This is a genomic window from Leucobacter albus (assembly GCF_039528015.1).
GTDB lineage: Bacteria > Actinomycetota > Actinomycetes > Actinomycetales > Microbacteriaceae > Leucobacter > Leucobacter albus.
In genome coordinates, this window is the sequence record NZ_BAAAKZ010000003.1 from 385252 (window position 1) to 401297 (window position 16046).

The following is a 16046-nucleotide window of genomic DNA, read 5'->3' on the forward strand; positions in this document are numbered from 1 at the left end:
ATGACTGACACGAAGCCCCGTACGCTGGCCGAAAAACTCTGGGACGACCACGTAGTCGTCAAGGGTGAGGGCGGCAGCCCCGACCTCATCTACATCGATCTGCACCTCATTCACGAGGTCACGAGCCCGCAGGCCTTCGACGGCCTGCGGGTCGCAGATCGCCCGCTGCGCCGCGTCGACCTGATGATCGCAACTGAAGATCACAACACGCCGACGCTGAACATCAACCGGCAGATCGAAGACCCGACGAGCCGGCTGCAGATCGACACGCTGCGCAAGAATGTCGAGGAGTTCGGCGTGCGAGCCCACCCGCTCGGGGACAAAGAGCAGGGCATTGTGCACGTGGTCGGCCCGCAGCTCGGCCTGACGATGCCCGGCATCACCGTCGTGTGCGGCGATAGCCACACCTCGACCCACGGCGCCTTCGGCGCGCTCGCCTTCGGCATCGGAACGAGCGAGGTCGAGCACGTCATGGCGACGCAGACGCTGTCGCTGAAACCGTTCAAGACGATGGCGATCAACGTCGACGGTGAGCTGCGCCCCGGCGTCACAGCGAAAGACATTATTCTTGCCGTTATCGCAAAGATCGGCACCGGTGGCGGCCAGGGCTACGTGCTCGAGTACCGCGGCTCCGCGATCCGCAACCTGTCGATGGACGGGCGCATGACGATCTGCAACATGTCGATCGAGGCCGGCGCCCGCGCTGGCATGATCGCGCCAGACGAGAAGACCTTCGAATACGTAAAGGGCCGCGAGGCTGCCCCGACCGGCGCAGCCTGGGACGAGGCTGTCGCCTACTGGAAGACTCTTCCGACCGACGAGGGAGCGGTGTTCGACGCCGAGGTCAACATCGACGCGAGCTCGCTTGAACCCTTCGTGACCTGGGGCACGAACCCGGGCCAGGGCGTGCACCTCAGCGAGTCAGTGCCGAACCCTGCCGAGATCGCCGACGCGAACGAGCGCGCCGCGGCTGAGCGCGCGCTCGAGTACATGGATCTCGAGGCGGGCACGCCGATGAAGGAGATCCGGGTCGACGCGGTCTTCATGGGATCCTGCACCAACGCGCGGCTCGACGACCTGCGCGAGTTCGCAAGCATCATCCAGGGCAAGAAGAAGGCAGACGGCGTTCGCCTCATGGTCGTCCCAGGATCCGCCCGCGTGCGGCTCGAGGCCGAGGCCGAGGGCATCGACAAGATCGTCGAGGAGTTCGGCGGCGAGTGGCGCTTCGCCGGCTGCTCGATGTGCCTTGGCATGAACCCAGATCAGCTCGAACCGGGGGAGCGCTGCGCCTCGACCTCGAACCGCAACTTCGAGGGCCGCCAGGGCAAGGGCGGGCGTACCCACCTCGTCTCTCCGCTCGTTGCCGCAGCAACCGCGATCCGGGGCACGCTGTCGAGCCCGTGGGATCTGCAGGCAGACGCAACTCAGAATGTGGAGGCATAACGATGGATAAGTTCACGACGCTGAACGCGACCGCGGTGCCCCTGCGCCGCTCGAACGTCGATACCGATCAGATCATCCCCGCGGTGTTCTTGAAGCGGGTCACGAAGACGGGCTTCGACGACGCCCTGTTCTACCACTGGCGCCAAGATTCAGACTTCGTGCTGAACCGGCCGGAGTACGCCGGAGCCGAGATTCTCATCGCCGGCCCCGATTTCGGCACCGGCTCGTCGCGCGAGCACGCGGTGTGGGCGCTTCGCGACTACGGGTTTAAGGTCGTCATCTCGGCCCGCTTCGCAGACATCTTCCGCGGCAACTCGGGTAAGCAGGGTTTGCTCGCCGCGCAGGTCGCGGAGGCCGACGTCGAACGCCTGTGGGCCGTCGTCGAGGCGGATCCGGCGACCCGCGTGATGGTGAACCTCGAGGAGCGCACGGTCACCGCCGGCGACCTCACAGTTCCGTTTGACATCGACGACTACACTCGGTGGCGACTGATGGAGGGTCTTGACGACATCTCCTTGACGCTTCGTAATGAACAGGCGATCACCGATTTTGAGGCACGCCGTCCAAGCTGGATGCCGCAGACGCTGCCCGCAAAAACCGCCTAGGGAGGCCAGTACGTGAGTAACGAAGAACAGCAGGAGACGCCGGAGACCCCGGAAGATCCGCAGGGGGACGCCGTGGCGCGAGACAACGCTAACCAGGGCGCAAAGGTGGGGCTCAGCTCAGATGAGATCATCATCAAGGGCGGCAAGCCACTCGAGGGCCGCATCGAGGTGCGTGGCGCCAAGAACCTCGTCACCAAGGCGATGGTCGCGACGCTGCTCGGCAAAACCCCTAGCGTGCTGCGCAACGTGCCGAATATCTCGGATGTGCGCGTGGTTGCTGGCCTGCTGGCCCTCCACGGCGTGCTCATCACCAAGGGTGACGACGCCGATGAGTGGCACTTTGACCCCTCGAACGTCGAGGTTGCTCACAAGGCAGACATTGATGCCCATGCCGGGTCGTCGCGCATTCCGATCCTGTTCTGCGGCCCTCTGCTGCACCGGCTCGGCGAGGCGTTCATTCCAGATCTCGGCGGCTGCCGCATCGGCGACCGCCCGATCGACTTCCACCTCGACGCGCTGCGCGAGTTTGGCGCCGTCGTTGAGAAGCTGCCGAGCGGCATCAGCCTAACCGCGCCCAACGGCCTCAAGGGTGCGAACATCGAGCTGCCCTACCCGTCGGTCGGCGCGACCGAGCAGGTGCTGCTCACGGCGGTGCTCGCCGAGGGGCAGACCGAGCTGCGCAACGCGGCGATTGAGCCCGAGATCATCGACCTCATCTGCATTCTGCAGAAGATGGGCGCGATCATCTCGATGGAGCCCAACCGAGTGATCTTCATCGAGGGCGTCGACGAGCTGCGCGGGTACGACCACAAGGCGATCTTCGACCGTAACGAGGCCGCCAGCTGGGCCGCAGCCGCGCTCGCGAGCAAGGGCGATATCTTCGTTGGCGGTGTGCGCCAGGAAGAGATGATGACCTTCTTGAACGCCTACCGCAAGGTTGGCGGCGACTTCTCGGTGCACGACGACGGCATGCGCTTCTGGCACCCCGGCGGTGCGCTCAAGCCAGTGACCATCGAGACCGATGTGCACCCCGGCTTCATGACCGACTGGCAGCAGCCGCTCATCGTCGCGCTCACTCAGGCCGAGGGGCAGTCGACGATTCACGAGACCGTGTACGAAGACCGCTTCGGTTTCACCGATGCCCTGAACAAGATGGGCGCGAACATCGTCGTGCACCCGCAGGGGCTCAGCGACGAGACGCGCCGTGTGAAGCGTCGCGAGTTCGAGCAGGCTGCGGTCATTACCGGCCCCACGCCGCTCACGGCGGCCGACGTCGTCGTGCCCGACCTGCGCGGCGGCTTCAGCCACCTCATCGCAGCGATGATTGCCGAGGGCGAATCCAAGGTCTCGAACATCGGCATTATTGCCCGCGGATACGAGAACTTCATCGAGAAGCTGCGGCTGCTCGGCGCTGATTTCGTGTTCGAGGGTTAGGAACAGTCTCGACGAGTCCCGCGCCGCACGGCGGCCTATGCCGTTGCGAGCGCGGGATTCCGGGATAATTGAACTATGACGAAAACGGTGAAGCTGCGGAGCCAGCCAGGGGCTGAGAAGCGCAAGCCCTCGATGTTTTGGCTGCTCGCAGGCTTGATCTTGCCTGTGTGGTCGCTGATGGTGCGCTACCGCTTCACGCCCGAGTCGAAGCTGCCGAAGCGCGGGCCGTTCATTCTCGCGCCCAACCACTACAGCGAGATCGACCCCATCGCTATGGGGGCTGCCGTGTGGCACCTCGGTCGGGTGCCGCGCTTCATGGCGAAGGAGAGCCTGTTCAAGGTTCCCGTGTTCGGGTGGATGCTGCGCAAGAGCGGGCAAATCCCCGTGGAGCGCGCCGGTACCACGCGATCCACCGGCCTCGACAACCCAATGAGCTCCGCAAGCAAACTCATTGAGAACCAGAGCGGCGTCATCGTTTACCCCGAGGGCACGCTCACTCGCGACCCAGACCTCTGGCCCATGCGCGGTAAGAGCGGGGCCGTGCGGCTCGCGCTCGAGAGCGGCATCCCGCTCATTCCGGCGGCCCACTGGGGCACGCAGGAGCTGATGCCGCGCTACGGCAAGTCGATCCGCCCCTTCCCGCGCAAGACCATTGAGGTCGCGATCGGGGAGCCGCTCGACATGAGCGAGTTCGCGGGCAAGCACGTCGACCAGAAGCTCATCAACGAGGCGACGAAGAAACTCATGAACGCGATTACCGCGCTCCTCGAGGGGCTGCGCGGCGAGCAGGCCCCGGCCGAGCGCTGGGACCCGTCGAAGCACCAGCAGAACGAAACGGGGCGTTTTTGAACGCGGCGCGCGGCGCGGTCGGCGTGAAGCAGGGCGGCGCGGCTCGCGGCGCGCGTTCGGCAGGCACCGCGGTCCGTGGCGGATCCGCGACTGCGAGCGCGGCGCGCGGCGCCTCTGCGACCTCCGCCCCCGGGGCTAAGGTCGCAGTCATCGGTGCCGGCAGCTGGGGAACCACCTTTGCCAAGGTGCTGTGCGACGCGGGCTCCGACGTCACGATGTGGGCTCGCCGGCCCGAGGTCGCCGAAGAGATCCAGGTCGCCAAGCGCAACAGCCAGTACCTGCCAGGCGTGAACCTGCCGAAGACGCTGAAGGCGACCACCGAGCTCGCCGACGCGCTGCGGGGTGCCAGGCTCGTGTTCCTCGCGGTCCCGAGCCAATCGCTGCGACAGAATCTGCTCGACCTCGAGCCCTACCTCGAACGCACGAGCATTCTCGTGAGCCTCGTTAAGGGAGTGGAGCGCTCGACAACCATGCGCATGAGTGAGGTCGTGCACGACACCCTCGACCTCGAGCCCGACCGCATCGCTGTCGTTTCTGGCCCGAACATCGCGCTCGAAATTGCCAAAGAGCAGCCGACCGGGGCCGTCGCGGCCTGCGCATCGATCGAGATTGCGCAGGAGGTCGCGAAGGCGTGTTCGGCGCCGTACTTCCGCACCTACGTGAACACCGACGTCGTCGGCACGGAGCTCGGCGGCGTGCTCAAGAATTTGATCGCGCTGGCGATCGGCATCGTCGACGGTGTGGGCTACGGAGAGAACACGAAGGCGTCAATCATCACGCGCGGCCTCGCAGAAATGACCGAGTTCGCCGTCGGCCAGGGCGGGGAGCCCGGCACACTGTCGGGGCTCGCGGGCCTCGGTGACCTCATCGCAACCTGCCAGTCGCCGCTGTCGCGCAACAACACTGCCGGCCGGCTTATCGGCCAGGGGTATTCGCAGGAGGAAACCCGCGAGCAGATGCAGCAGACAGCCGAGGGCATCACGTCGGTCGCCCCGATTCTCGAGATCGCGAAGCAGCAGGGCGTCGTCATGCCAATCGTGCAGCAGGTCGGCATGGTGCTCGACGGCGAGATGGAGCCGAAAGATCTCGGCCCACACCTCGCAACCGAAGACGGTATTCCGCAGCGCGAACTCGTTCTGGGTCGCGACGCACAGACAGGTTGGCGTCGCCTCTTTGGCCGCCGGAAGGAGCGCGCGAAGTGAGCGCAGTTCAGGCTAAGAAGCAGACGATCGCCCTGCTGTTCGGTGGCCGCTCGAGCGAGCACGGCATCAGCTGCGTCACCGCCGCCGGCATACTTCGCGCGATCGACCGCGAGCGCTTCGACGTGCTGCTTGTTGGGGTGACCAAGCGCGGTGCGATGACGCTCATGCACGAGGAAGACCTCGCTGACTACCGGCTCGACGGGCCGAAGCTGCCCGAGGTCGGCGACAACGGTACGCGGGTGATCTGGCCGGCGTCGGTCGACACGCGTTCGCTCACACTCGTGTCGAGCGACGGCAGCCTCACCACGCTCGGCCACGTCGACGCGGTGATGCCAACCCTGCACGGCCCCTACGGCGAGGACGGCACGATTCAGGGAATGCTCGACCTCATCGATATGCCATACGTCGGCTCGGGGGTGCTCGGCTCGGCGCTGTGCATGGATAAGCACCTCGTCAAGGTCGTGCTGCAGAGCATGGGAATTCCCGTCGCACCGTGGCGCACCGTCACTCGCGGTGAGCTCGATCGAAACCCAGAGCTGCTCGACGGCATCGACGAGGGGCTGAGCTACCCGCTGTTCGTGAAGCCGGCGCGCGCCGGCTCCTCGGTCGGGGTGAGTCGCGTGACCGAAAAGTCTGAGATTCCGGCCGCGCTCGAGGTCGCGTTCGCAGAGGATCGCACGGTGCTCATCGAATCTGGCATCACCGGGCGCGAGGTTGAGATCGCCGTGCTCGAGGGGCGCGAGGGCGAGCCGACCCGCACGAGCGACGTGCTCGGCGAGATCGTCGTCACCGGCCGAGAGTTCTATGATTTCGAGGCGAAGTATCTCGGAGCGAGCGGCGTCGAGCTCGTGCTCCCCGCCAAAGTGAGCGACGCGGAGTTCGCCGCTATTCGTGATGCGGCTGTGCGCGCCTTCGAGGGCACGCAGGCACGCTCGCTGTCGCGCATCGACTTCTTCTTGACCGAGCAGGGGCCGGTGCTCAACGAGATCAACACGCTGCCGGGATTTACCCCCGCATCGATGTACCCGATGCTGTGGCAGGCGTCTGGAGTGAGCTACACCGAGCTCATCACCGAACTGCTCGAACTCGCGCTCGAGAAGCAGCCAGCCTACTAGCGGAGCGGTGGTTCCCCGCGGCGCTGCGGTGCGCTCCGGCGCTCCGGCGCGGCGGCGCTCCGGTGCGCTCCGGCGCGGCGCCGTGCCGCGGAGGTTACTCGCCCTCTGGCGTGGCGACGTCGCCGGGAGCTTCGTCTTCGGGAGCCACGTCGGTCTGTGGCGCGTCGCCAAACTGCGAATCGTCGAGCTGATCGGTGACGGCAGTGCACTTGCGCTCCTGCGGCAGCTTGGCGACTGAGTTGCTGAGCTCCATGATGACGTTCGTGCCGCTCACGCCCTCGTCTGCGTTGACGATCACCTCGAGACCGGGGCTTCGGCCGTAGGCCTCGAAGCGGAACAGGGGCGCGCGCGTGTCGTCGATAATCCAGTCGACGCCCTTGACGTTCACGCAGCTGTCGGTTGTCGGGCCGCTCGGCTCGATGCCGCAGTAGAGGAGAACGCTCGCCGGGTCGCCCCAGGCGCCGGTCGATTGCGCATTCGTGTTGCGCCTGTCGAGGCCGTCGACGCTCGAGGGCAAGCGCACGATCACGTCGGCGCAGGCGGGGTTGTTCGCGTCGGCCGGGGCCTCCATCGGTACCTCGGTCGTGCAGCCCGTGAGGGCCATTGCGATGGCCCCTGCTGCAAGGGCGAGGGCGCTGGATCGAACGAAACGAGCTTTCACGCCTCAAGCCTAGCCGTTGCTTTCGCCGAGAATCCGGGGAGCCCGCTGAGTGGGGCGGATCCGAGGGGCGCCTGCGTCTAGACGAGGGGTGCAAGCGGCCCGGCCTCGCACCGCACTGCCGCGGATCCTGCACCGTCGCGGATCCTGCACCGTCGTGGATCCTGCACCGCCGACGACCGGGCGCCGCCGCGCGCCGACCAACGCGGTACCGTAGGGGAGTGATGACCGTTGGAGAACTTGGCGAGGCGGGCGTGCTCGCGCGAATATTGGCTCAGCTCGGCGACGCGGCGGCCGCGACGATCGGCCCGGGCGACGACTGCGCGGTGCTCACGAGCGCGGGCGACGTCGTCGTCACGAGCGACACAATGATCGAGGGGCCAGATTTCAGGCTCGCCTGGCACGACGGCTTCGACCTCGGGTGGAAGCTCGCTGCGACGAACCTCTCAGACGTCGCGGCGATGGGCGCGCGGCCAACGGCGCTGACGGTCGCGCTCGCGTGCCCGAAGGCCACCCCAGTAGCGCTCCTCGAAGAGATCGCGCGCGGCCTCGACGCGGCGTGTCGCGCGCTTGCCCCCGGCTGTGGCGTGGTTGGTGGCGACCTCGGTCAGGCCCCCGTGCTGTTCGGCGCGGTGACGGCGCTCGGGGACCTCGAGGGTCGCCAGCTCGTGACGCGGGGAGGTGCACGCCCCGGCGATATCGTCGCCTACTCTGGCGCGCTCGGGCTCGCAGGCCTGGGCCTCGCGCTCCTCTTCGAGCACAGCGCAGACTCGGCGGGCGTCGCCAGCGCGGAGGGTGTGCCCTCGTTACGCAAACGGCACGCGGCCGAGCTGGGTGCCCAATTCGCTCCGCACGCCCCGATAGCCGACGGTGTCGCCGCGAGCCTCGGCGGCGCGACCGCGATGATGGATGTCTCAGACGGCCTCGCGCTCGACGCCCAGCGGCTTGCTCGCGCCTCGGGCGTGCGTATCGACCTCGACCCCGCGCTCCTCGCGTCGGGCTTTGGCACGCAGGCCGGAGTCGACGTCGACCTTCACGCGATGCTCGAGGGTGGCGAAGATCACGGGTTGCTCGCCTGCTTCCCGCCTGACGCGCCGCTGCCTGGCGGGTTTTTCGCGATCGGGCGGGTGCTAGAGCGCGCTGAGCGCGGCGAGGGGGCGGAGGGCGGCGAGGGCGCCGAGCGCGGCGAGTGTGCGGCGTCCGGCGAACGCGTCGGCCCGGGCGCGGAGGGCGGCGAGCGCGGCGGCCTGGGGGCGGAGGGCGGCGCAGCGACCCTGATTTCGGTCGGGGCGAAACCCTATGCGCCGACTGGGTGGGATCCATACAATAGGCTCACCACCCTGCGGTCTCCATCCGAGTAGCGCAGCCCCACACGATAGGCGGAGCATGACTCACATCACTGTTAGCGGAGCGGCGGAGGCACGAGTGCCAGCCGATCAGGCCGATCTCTATGCCTCTGTGTCGCGCCGCGACGCGTCTCGCGAGGCCGCGCTCGCCGGGGCGAACGAGGCGCACGCGCGGCTCGTCGAGCGGGCCAAGGCCCTCGTCGCCGAGGGGGCCGCGAGTCGCTACGACGCCGACCCCGTGTCGACCTACTCGAACACCTGGCGCGACGAGCGCGGCGAGAACGTCGTCGAGCACCAGGCGAACGCGAGCGTGCGCATCGTGCTGACAGCGCTCGAGCGCGTCGGCGAGGTCGCGGCCGAGCTCACCGCGAGCGGGGCCGACGTGCGCGTGCAGTGGGAGCTGGGGTCGGCGCTGCGCCAGGAGTGGACGCGCAGGCTTCGCGCAGACGCCGTCGCAGACGCCAGGGTCGCCGCGGGCGACTACGCTGCGGCGATCGGGGCGGGCGAGCCGGCGCTCGTGTCGCTCTCCGATGGCCGCGGCGGCGGTGGGCCAGTGCCCGTCGCTGGCGCGCGCATGGCGATGGCCGACATGGCGGCGCCAGAGGTGACCGTCGGCCAGATCGACGTGAGTGTGCGCATCGAGGCGGTGTTTACCGCCGAGTAGCGGTGCTGCGGTGCTGCGGTGCTGCGGTGCTGCGGTGATAGCGCTGGTCGCTCGGCGCCGCTAGCGCTGGCCGCTAGCGCTGGCGGTTGGTGCTGAGATGCGCAGCGCCGTCCAGAGCTCGGCCCGGGTGTCGGGCGAGTCGATGTCGCGCTGCAGCAGGCTCGCAGCGGTGCGGATCCGCGCGCGCAGCGTGTGGCGGTGAACTCCGAGCTCTTCCGCGGCGGGCGAGAGCTGGGAGTTGTGGCGCAACCATGCCTCGAGGCTGCGTTCAATCTCGTCGCCGTGGCGGGAGTCGTGTGAGCGCACGGGGGAGAGGAAGCCGGTCGCGCGGCGGCGGGCGTCTTGGCTCTCACCGATGAGCTGGAGCAGCCCCGCGTGCATGGCCGGGCGATACTCGACGAGCTTGCCGGTGAGCGGGGTGTTCGATCCGCCACCAGATCCGCCCCCTGACGCGCCGCTCGCCTGCGACGCACGCTGCTCGGCCGCGGAGGCGAGCGCCGCGGCGCGGGCGTGCTCGAGGGCGCGGTCTGCCTGCGCGACCAGCTCGACGAGATCGTCGAGCGAGCCGCGCTCAGATAGCCCGCCGGGGATGCCCCGCGTGAGCTTCTTTGCCGCGGCGATGCGGCCCGCCTCGCAGACGAGCAGCAGCCTGCCGTCGACCACCCCGGCGGCCGTTCCGTCGCCCAGCTCGCGCGGGTCGAAGCCGTACTGTGCCGCAGGGAGTGCGATGACGGAGACCTGGCCGCGCGGCAGCTTCGGAAAGCTGGGCCCGGCGACGTCGTCGGCGAGGCTGCGGTGCCCCGCGATGAGGAGCTTGAGCACCGCGGTCGCGAGGGCGGCCTCGGAGCGGGCAAGACCACTGGAACGCGGCGTGCGTGCGTTCTCCAGCCTGGCCATGTTCTGCGCGTGCACCGCGGCGTCGATGAGGCGCGCGGCGGCCCTCGTGATCGCGATGAACGGGGTATCGTACGGTACCCGAATGAGGGGCAGGCCGAGCCTCTCGCACGCCTCGACGAGGGTCGGGGGAATTCGGTCCCAGCGAATCCCCACGCCGACCGCGAGCGCCGTCGTGCCGGCGGCGATGAGGCGGGCGACGTAGGCCTCGGCGGTGCGCAACCCCAGCGTGCCCTTGAACTGGGCGCCGGTCGTGAGCAGCACCGTGCGCGGGGTGAGAAACGGCGTCGGGTCAGCGAGGTCGGTGGAGTGCACCCACTGCACGGCGCGCGAACCGGTGTCGTCGTCACCGCCGGCAACGACGACGAGCCCGAGCTCGTAGTCACGCAGCAGCGTGTCGAGCTCGATCCAGGAGTGAATTGCCGGTTCGGCGAATAATTGCATCATCAATCGCCATTATGGCATCTTCTGCTGAGGGTCGACGATCGTATCCTTGGAGTTATCACACGTGCGGTTGAGCGCCACTTTGGCGAGCGGCTGCGCGTTCACCCCTCACATCGTAAGGAGACATCCATGACTCTCACCGGCGGCCCCTCACTCCCACAGGAGCGCAAGCTCGTCACCAGCATCCCCGGCCCGAAGTCGCAGGAGATGCTCGCACGCAAGAACGCAGCCGTTGCGGCTGGCGTTGGCGTTGCGCTGCCCGTCTCGATCGTTGCCGCAGGCGGCGGTGTCATGGTCGACGTTGACGGCAACTCGCTCATCGACCTCGGCTCCGGCATCGCGGTGACCGGCGTCGGCAACTCGGCTCCCGCTGTTGTCGAGGCCGTGACCCAGCAGGTCCAGCAGTTCACCCACACCTGCTTCACCGTGACCCCCTACGAGGGCTACGTTGCCGTCGCAGAGAAGCTCAACGAGCTCACCCCCGGCGACCACGAGAAGCGCTCGGCACTGTTCAACTCGGGTGCAGAGGCAGTGGAGAACGCGATCAAGATCGCACGCCACTACACCAACCGCGGCGCGGTCGTTGTCTTCGACCACGCCTACCACGGCCGCACCAACCTCACCATGGGCATGACCGCAAAGAACATGCCCTACAAGGACGGCTTCGGCCCGTTCGCCCCCGAGGTCTACCGCGTTCCCACCTCGTACCCCTTCCGTGACGGCCTCTCGGGCGTCGACGCGGCAGCGGTCGCGCTCACGCAGATCGAAAAGCAGATCGGGTCGAAGAACGTCGCAGCGATCATCATCGAGCCCATCCAGGGCGAGGGCGGCTTCATCGCTCCCGCAGAGGGCTTCCTCCCCGCGATCCAAGAGTGGGCAACCGCAAACGGCGTCGTCTTCATTCTCGACGAGGTGCAGACCGGCTTCGCCCGCACCGGCGACCTGTTTGCAGCGAACCACGAGAACGTCGTTCCCGACCTCGTGACCACCGCCAAGGGCATCGCGGGCGGCCTGCCGCTGTCGGCAGTGACCGGCCGCGCCGAAATCATGGACTCCGCGCACGCTGGCGGCCTCGGCGGCACCTACGCTGGCAGCCCGATCGCCTGTGCGGCCGCGCTCGCAACGATGGAGACCTACGAGAAGGACAACCTTGCTGACCGCGCCAAGGAGATCGGCGCGATCATCACCGAGTTCTTCACCGAGCTCCAGAAGACCGACGACCGCATCGGCGACATCCGTGGCCGCGGCGCGATGATGGCAGTTGAGTTCGTCGAGTCCGGCTCGAAGACCCCCGCCGCAGCGCTCACCGGCGCGATCGCGAAGCACGCCGGCAACGAGGGCGTCATCCTCCTCACCTGCGGCACCTACGGCAACGTCGTTCGCTTCCTCCCGCCGCTCTCGATCTCCGACGAGCTGCTCCGCGAGGCGCTGCAGATCGTTGCAGACGCGCTCGCAGCGAACTAACCCACACAGCACGTACGCTTTCACAGCACACCCAGGCTGAAAGGAAACCGCTTATGGCTCTCAAGCCCAATGAACAGGAACTCCTCGACCGCGTCCCCTCGGGGCTCGCGATCGGTGGCAAGTGGGAGGATTCGACCTCCGGCGCGACGTTTGACGTCGTCGACCCCGCAACCGGCGCCGTCATCAAGACGATCGCCGACGCAACCGTCGAAGACGCAGTGCGCGCGCTCGACTCGGCAGTCGCCGTGCAGGCGGAGTGGGCAGCCACCTCGTCGCGCGAGCGCTCGAACATTCTGCGCCGCGCCTTCGACCTCCTCATGGAGCGCAAGGAAGAGTTCGCGCTGCTCATGTCGATGGAGATGGGCAAGCCCATCGCCGAGGCACGCGGCGAGGTGAACTACGGTGGCGAGTTCCTCCGTTGGTTCTCGGAAGAAGCCGTGCGCGTGCGCGGTGACTACCGCCAGAACCCAGAGGGCACGGGCAACATGGTTGTCTCGCACATCCCCGTTGGCCCCTGCTACTTCATCACGCCGTGGAACTTCCCGCTCGCGATGGCAACCCGCAAGATCGCTCCGGCGCTCGCTGCCGGCTGCACCGTGGTCATCAAGCCCGCAGCGCTCACCCCGCTGACGACGATGTTCTTCGCGCAGCTGCTCGAAGACGCTGGCCTGCCGGCCGGTGTCGTCAACGTCGTGCAGACGTCGAAGTCGAGCGCTCAGTCGAGCGCCCTGCTGTCGGACACGCGTCTGCGCAAGCTCTCGTTCACCGGCTCGACCCCGGTTGGCGTGACGCTGCTGCAGGCAGCTGCGCAGAACGTGCTTCGCACCTCGATGGAGCTCGGCGGCAACGCCCCGTTCGTCGTGTTCGAAGACGCGGATCTCGACAAGGCTGTGGAAGGCGTGCTGCTCGCGAAGTTCCGCAACATCGGCCAGGCCTGCACCGCTGCGAACCGCATCATCGTGCACGAGTCGGTCGCTGACGAGTTCGCTCGTCGCGTCGGCGAGAAGGTCGCTGCCATGACCATCGGTCGTGGGGCCGAAGAAGGCAACGACATCGGCGCGCTCGTCGAGGAGAAGGCCGTGGCGAACACGGCTCGCCTCGTCGCAGACGCGGTCGAGACCGGCGCAACCATCGTCACCGGTGGCGAAGCGATCGACGGCCCCGGCAACTTCTTCCAGCCCACCGTCATCGACAAGCTCAGCCCGCAGGCTGCGATCATGCGCGAGGAGATCTTCGGGCCCGTCCTCGGCATCATCCGCTTCTCGACCGAAGAAGAGGCTGTCGAGATTGCGAACAACACCGAGTACGGTCTCGTGAGCTACGTGTTCACCGAGAACGTTGCCCGCGGTCACCGCATGATCGAGAAGCTCGAAACCGGCATGATGGGCCTGAACACCGGCCTCGTCTCGAACGCTGCTGCCCCCTTCGGCGGCATCAAGCAGTCGGGCATCGGCCGCGAGGGCGGCTTCGAGGGAATCCACGAATTCCTCTCGAGCAAGTACACCCTTATTCCGCGCTAGGGAGCGGCAGCTGCAGGTGTGGCCCGGGCTTTTGCCCGGGCCACACTGCGTTGTGCTGCTGCGCGCACCGGGTTTCTGCCGAACTTGACCCGATCTGCACGAGATAGGCCTTTGGCGCGGGGCAGGGGCCGTGGTTCTGCACATCCGCTATCTACTGCAGTGGCCTGTGTGCCTGGGTGGAGTGCCTGTGCGTGCTGCGCGCACCGGGTTTCTGCCGAACTCGACCCGATCTGCACAAGATAGGCCCCGGGCGCGGGGCAGGGGCCGTGGTTCTGCAGATCCGCTATCTATCGCAGTCGTGGTGCGATATCGGCAACGGCAGCGCTAGTCCAAAGCAGGGAATCTGCTCGGTCGCTACCGGGAACTTGTTGGAATGCTGCCGGGCAACGCCAAGGAGATTCCAGATTGGGTCTCGGCGGCCACCCAGGAGCCACTAGGCCGAGGCCTGTTGTGCGCAGGGAGTACAGTCGCCTGCTGCGGGGCTCGCAGAGATGCAGCCACGGATCGACGATTGATCAGCACGCACGAGCCGCCACAGCACCACAGAGAAAGCGCTGAGAACGCCGGGAGCCAACCGGGAGCAACCCCGGAGCCCGCCCGGAGCCCGCCCGTGCCGCGCCTAGTCGGAGTCGGGCTCCGACCACCAGAGAACGGTTTCGCCGTAGGAGCGATTGCGAATGGGCCTGAGCCCAGCGGGAAGTGTCGGCTCGGGGGAGCGGCTGCTGCGTTCGACGAGCACAATCGCGTCGGGTGCCAGCAGCGGCAGTAGAGCAGTCAGGTTCGCGGTCAGCGACTCCTCATCGAGGTCGTAGGGCGGGTCGAGCAGCGCCACGTCCCAGCGCGCGGGGGCCGCGCCGCCTGTGCCCGCGGCGCTAGTAGCTGTGCCCGCGGCGCTGGTAGCTGTGCCCGCGGCGCTGGCAGCTGTGCCCGCGCCGCCCGCGCCCGAAGCGCTAACTACTGTGCCCGAGACGCCCCCGTCTACGCCCGCCTCGGGGGCGGTGGTGACGCCGGTGCCGCTCGCAGCTCCACCCGCGGCGCCGCCCGAGGCGGCGCGCTCGACCTCTCGGTCGAGAAACGTTTGCACGGCCTGCCGCTCCACGGCGATGGTTGGTGCGCCGCCCGCGGCACTCTCGCGCCCAGCGGCCCCAGCGGCCCCAGCGGCCCCAGCGGCCCCAGCACGCCACGCCCGCAACACGGTCGTAGCGTTTCGCCCGGCAACCTGCGCGGCCTGCGAGTGGCGCTCGACGAGCGTCACCGCGGCCGCCCCGCGGCTCGCGGCCTCAAGCCCCAGCGCTCCCGAACCTGCATATAGATCGAGCACCCTGGCGCCCTCGACGACGCCCCAAGACTCGAGCGCCGAGAAGATCGCCTCGCGCACGCGGTCGCTCGTTGGCCGGGTGCCCGCCTTTGGTACTTCCAGGCGCAGTGAGCCCGCCCGACCCGCGATGATCCGTGTCATGCCCTAGCCCGCCGTGGTGAAGCGGCGACGGAGCGTCTCGAGGCGCGCGGCGTCGAGCCCCAGCCCCTCGGTGAAGTAGCCCTCGATCGTGCCGAATCTCGCGCGCATTTCGTCAAACGCCGCCTGCAGCATGCTCTCGTGCACGGTGAGCACGGGCTTCAACAGTGCGGGGTCGACGCCGCCGCGCTCGGCCCGCTCGAGCATCGGCTCGATCATTGGAAGAATGTCGGCGTTCGTCTGGAGGTAGTCGGCCATGGCGGTGTGCTCGTCGGCGCCGAGCAGCAGCAGGAAGGCGGCGGCGGCCCAGCCCGTCCGGTCTTTTCCGGTGGTGCAGTGAAATAGCGTTGGCGCGTAGTCGCCCGGCTCGCTGAGCAGCATGAAGAACTCGCGGTAGGCCGCGAGCGCAGACTCGCTCGACACCATGAGGCGGTTCGACTCTTCGAGCAGCTTGACGCCGCGGCCCTCGCCGAGCACCTCGGAGACCTGCTGCCGAATCAGATCCCGCTGTTCGCGTGAAACGGCCGCGTCAGAGCCCGCCCCCGAGCCGGCGTCTGCGCCAGCATCAGCGCCGCCACCAGCATCGACAACACCGCCGTCACCGGCGCCAGCCGCGCCACCAGACCCCGTGCCGGGCAGGCCAAGGTGGGCGAGGCTCGCCGACAGGTCGCGCGCGTGGTCGCCCATCACATCGAGGGCGACTCCGCTGACCCGGCCTGGCAGCACATCGGGGGCGCTGCGGCGCTCGCCCTCGGTGCGAAAATCGACGACGCGGCGGATCCCGAGGCCCAGCAGCGCCTCCCCGTCGGCGGGTGCCACCGCAGCAAGGGTTGCCGAGCGGAAGATGAGCCCGTCAGCGACGACGCCGCCCGCGACGGGAAGCCCGCCGAGGGTGCGCATGTTGGGCACGGTAGCGAGCGGAACGCGGCGGTCGAGTGTTTCAGTCACCCCT

At 67.9% G+C, this 16046-nt stretch carries 14 protein-coding genes and 1 pseudogene; 10 read left to right on the plus strand and 5 right to left on the minus strand.

From position 1 onward, the window contains the following. The 6 genes from leuC to ABD115_RS05455 all read left to right on the plus strand — a co-directional run bounded on the left by leuC (position 1) and on the right by ABD115_RS05455 (position 6648). Entirely contained in the window at positions 1-1443 is a 1443-nt protein-coding gene (gene leuC / locus ABD115_RS05430) for a 3-isopropylmalate dehydratase large subunit (RefSeq protein ID WP_343958999.1), read from the plus strand. Positions 1444-1445: 2 nt separating this feature from the next. Further along, positions 1446-2048 carry a 3-isopropylmalate dehydratase small subunit gene (leuD, locus tag ABD115_RS05435; protein ID WP_343959001.1) on the plus strand — a complete coding sequence of 201 codons (603 nt, stop codon included), beginning with the start codon at positions 1446-1448 and terminating at the stop codon, positions 2046-2048. Between the two features lie 105 nt (positions 2049-2153). Next, positions 2154-3482 carry a UDP-N-acetylglucosamine 1-carboxyvinyltransferase gene (murA, locus tag ABD115_RS05440; protein WP_343959857.1) on the plus strand — a complete coding sequence of 443 codons (1329 nt, stop codon included), beginning with the start codon at positions 2154-2156 and terminating at the stop codon, positions 3480-3482. Between the two features lie 75 nt (positions 3483-3557). Beyond that, positions 3558-4331 carry a lysophospholipid acyltransferase family protein gene (locus ABD115_RS05445; protein WP_343959003.1) on the plus strand — a complete coding sequence of 258 codons (774 nt, stop codon included), beginning with the start codon at positions 3558-3560 and terminating at the stop codon, positions 4329-4331. After that, positions 4328-5533 (plus strand): NAD(P)H-dependent glycerol-3-phosphate dehydrogenase, encoded by a 1206-nt coding sequence (locus tag ABD115_RS05450; RefSeq protein WP_343959005.1) that lies wholly within the window; start codon positions 4328-4330, stop codon positions 5531-5533. Before ABD115_RS05445 ends, ABD115_RS05450 begins: the two co-directional genes overlap by 4 nt. After that, positions 5530-6648, plus strand: a complete 1119-nt coding sequence (locus ABD115_RS05455; RefSeq protein WP_343959007.1) for a D-alanine--D-alanine ligase family protein — start codon at positions 5530-5532, stop codon at positions 6646-6648. Before ABD115_RS05450 ends, ABD115_RS05455 begins: the two co-directional genes overlap by 4 nt. A 94-nt stretch (positions 6649-6742) precedes the next feature. Here the strand turns inward: ABD115_RS05455 and ABD115_RS05460 are convergent, their stop codons facing one another. Next, positions 6743-7309, minus strand: a complete 567-nt coding sequence (locus ABD115_RS05460) for a DUF3515 family protein (RefSeq protein WP_343959009.1) — start codon at positions 7307-7309, stop codon at positions 6743-6745. 221 nt (positions 7310-7530) lie between these two features. On the opposite strand from ABD115_RS05460, the gene thiL reads away from it, so the two are divergent. Together thiL and ABD115_RS05470 are read left to right on the plus strand one after the other, a co-directional pair. Continuing rightward, positions 7531-8667, plus strand: coding sequence for a thiamine-phosphate kinase (gene thiL / locus ABD115_RS05465; protein ID WP_343959011.1), 1137 nt, complete (start codon positions 7531-7533; stop codon positions 8665-8667). Between the two features lie 25 nt (positions 8668-8692). After that, positions 8693-9316: an SIMPL domain-containing protein gene (locus ABD115_RS05470; RefSeq protein ID WP_343959013.1), complete on the plus strand. Its 624-nt coding sequence runs from the start codon at positions 8693-8695 to the stop codon at positions 9314-9316. A 60-nt stretch (positions 9317-9376) separates the two neighbouring features. Here the strand turns inward: ABD115_RS05470 and ABD115_RS05475 are convergent, their stop codons facing one another. Beyond that, on the minus strand, positions 9377-10657 hold the full coding sequence (locus tag ABD115_RS05475; RefSeq protein ID WP_343959015.1) for a PucR family transcriptional regulator: 1281 nt from the start codon (positions 10655-10657) through the stop codon (positions 9377-9379). Positions 10658-10783: 126 nt separating this feature from the next. On the opposite strand from ABD115_RS05475, the gene gabT reads away from it, so the two are divergent. Together gabT and ABD115_RS05485 are read left to right on the plus strand one after the other, a co-directional pair. Next, positions 10784-12118, plus strand: coding sequence for a 4-aminobutyrate--2-oxoglutarate transaminase (gene gabT / locus ABD115_RS05480; RefSeq protein WP_343959017.1), 1335 nt, complete (start codon positions 10784-10786; stop codon positions 12116-12118). Positions 12119-12171: 53 nt separating this feature from the next. Beyond that, on the plus strand, positions 12172-13638 hold the full coding sequence (locus tag ABD115_RS05485; protein WP_343959019.1) for an NAD-dependent succinate-semialdehyde dehydrogenase: 1467 nt from the start codon (positions 12172-12174) through the stop codon (positions 13636-13638). A 619-nt stretch (positions 13639-14257) separates the two neighbouring features. Here ABD115_RS05485 and ABD115_RS05490 read toward each other — a convergent pair. The 3 genes and pseudogenes from ABD115_RS05490 to ABD115_RS05500 form a co-directional block, all read right to left on the minus strand. Then, positions 14258-14833 (minus strand): RsmD family RNA methyltransferase, encoded by a 576-nt coding sequence (locus ABD115_RS05490; protein ID WP_343959858.1) that lies wholly within the window; start codon positions 14831-14833, stop codon positions 14258-14260. After that, positions 14813-15097 (minus strand): annotated as a pseudogene (locus tag ABD115_RS05495) (RsmD family RNA methyltransferase); the annotation flags it as partial. The pseudogene ABD115_RS05495 and the gene ABD115_RS05490, both read right to left, overlap by 21 nt. A 3-nt stretch (positions 15098-15100) precedes the next feature. Next, entirely contained in the window at positions 15101-16042 is a 942-nt protein-coding gene (locus ABD115_RS05500) for a tyrosine-protein phosphatase (RefSeq protein ID WP_343959021.1), read from the minus strand. Between the last annotated feature and the right edge of the window lie 4 nt (positions 16043-16046).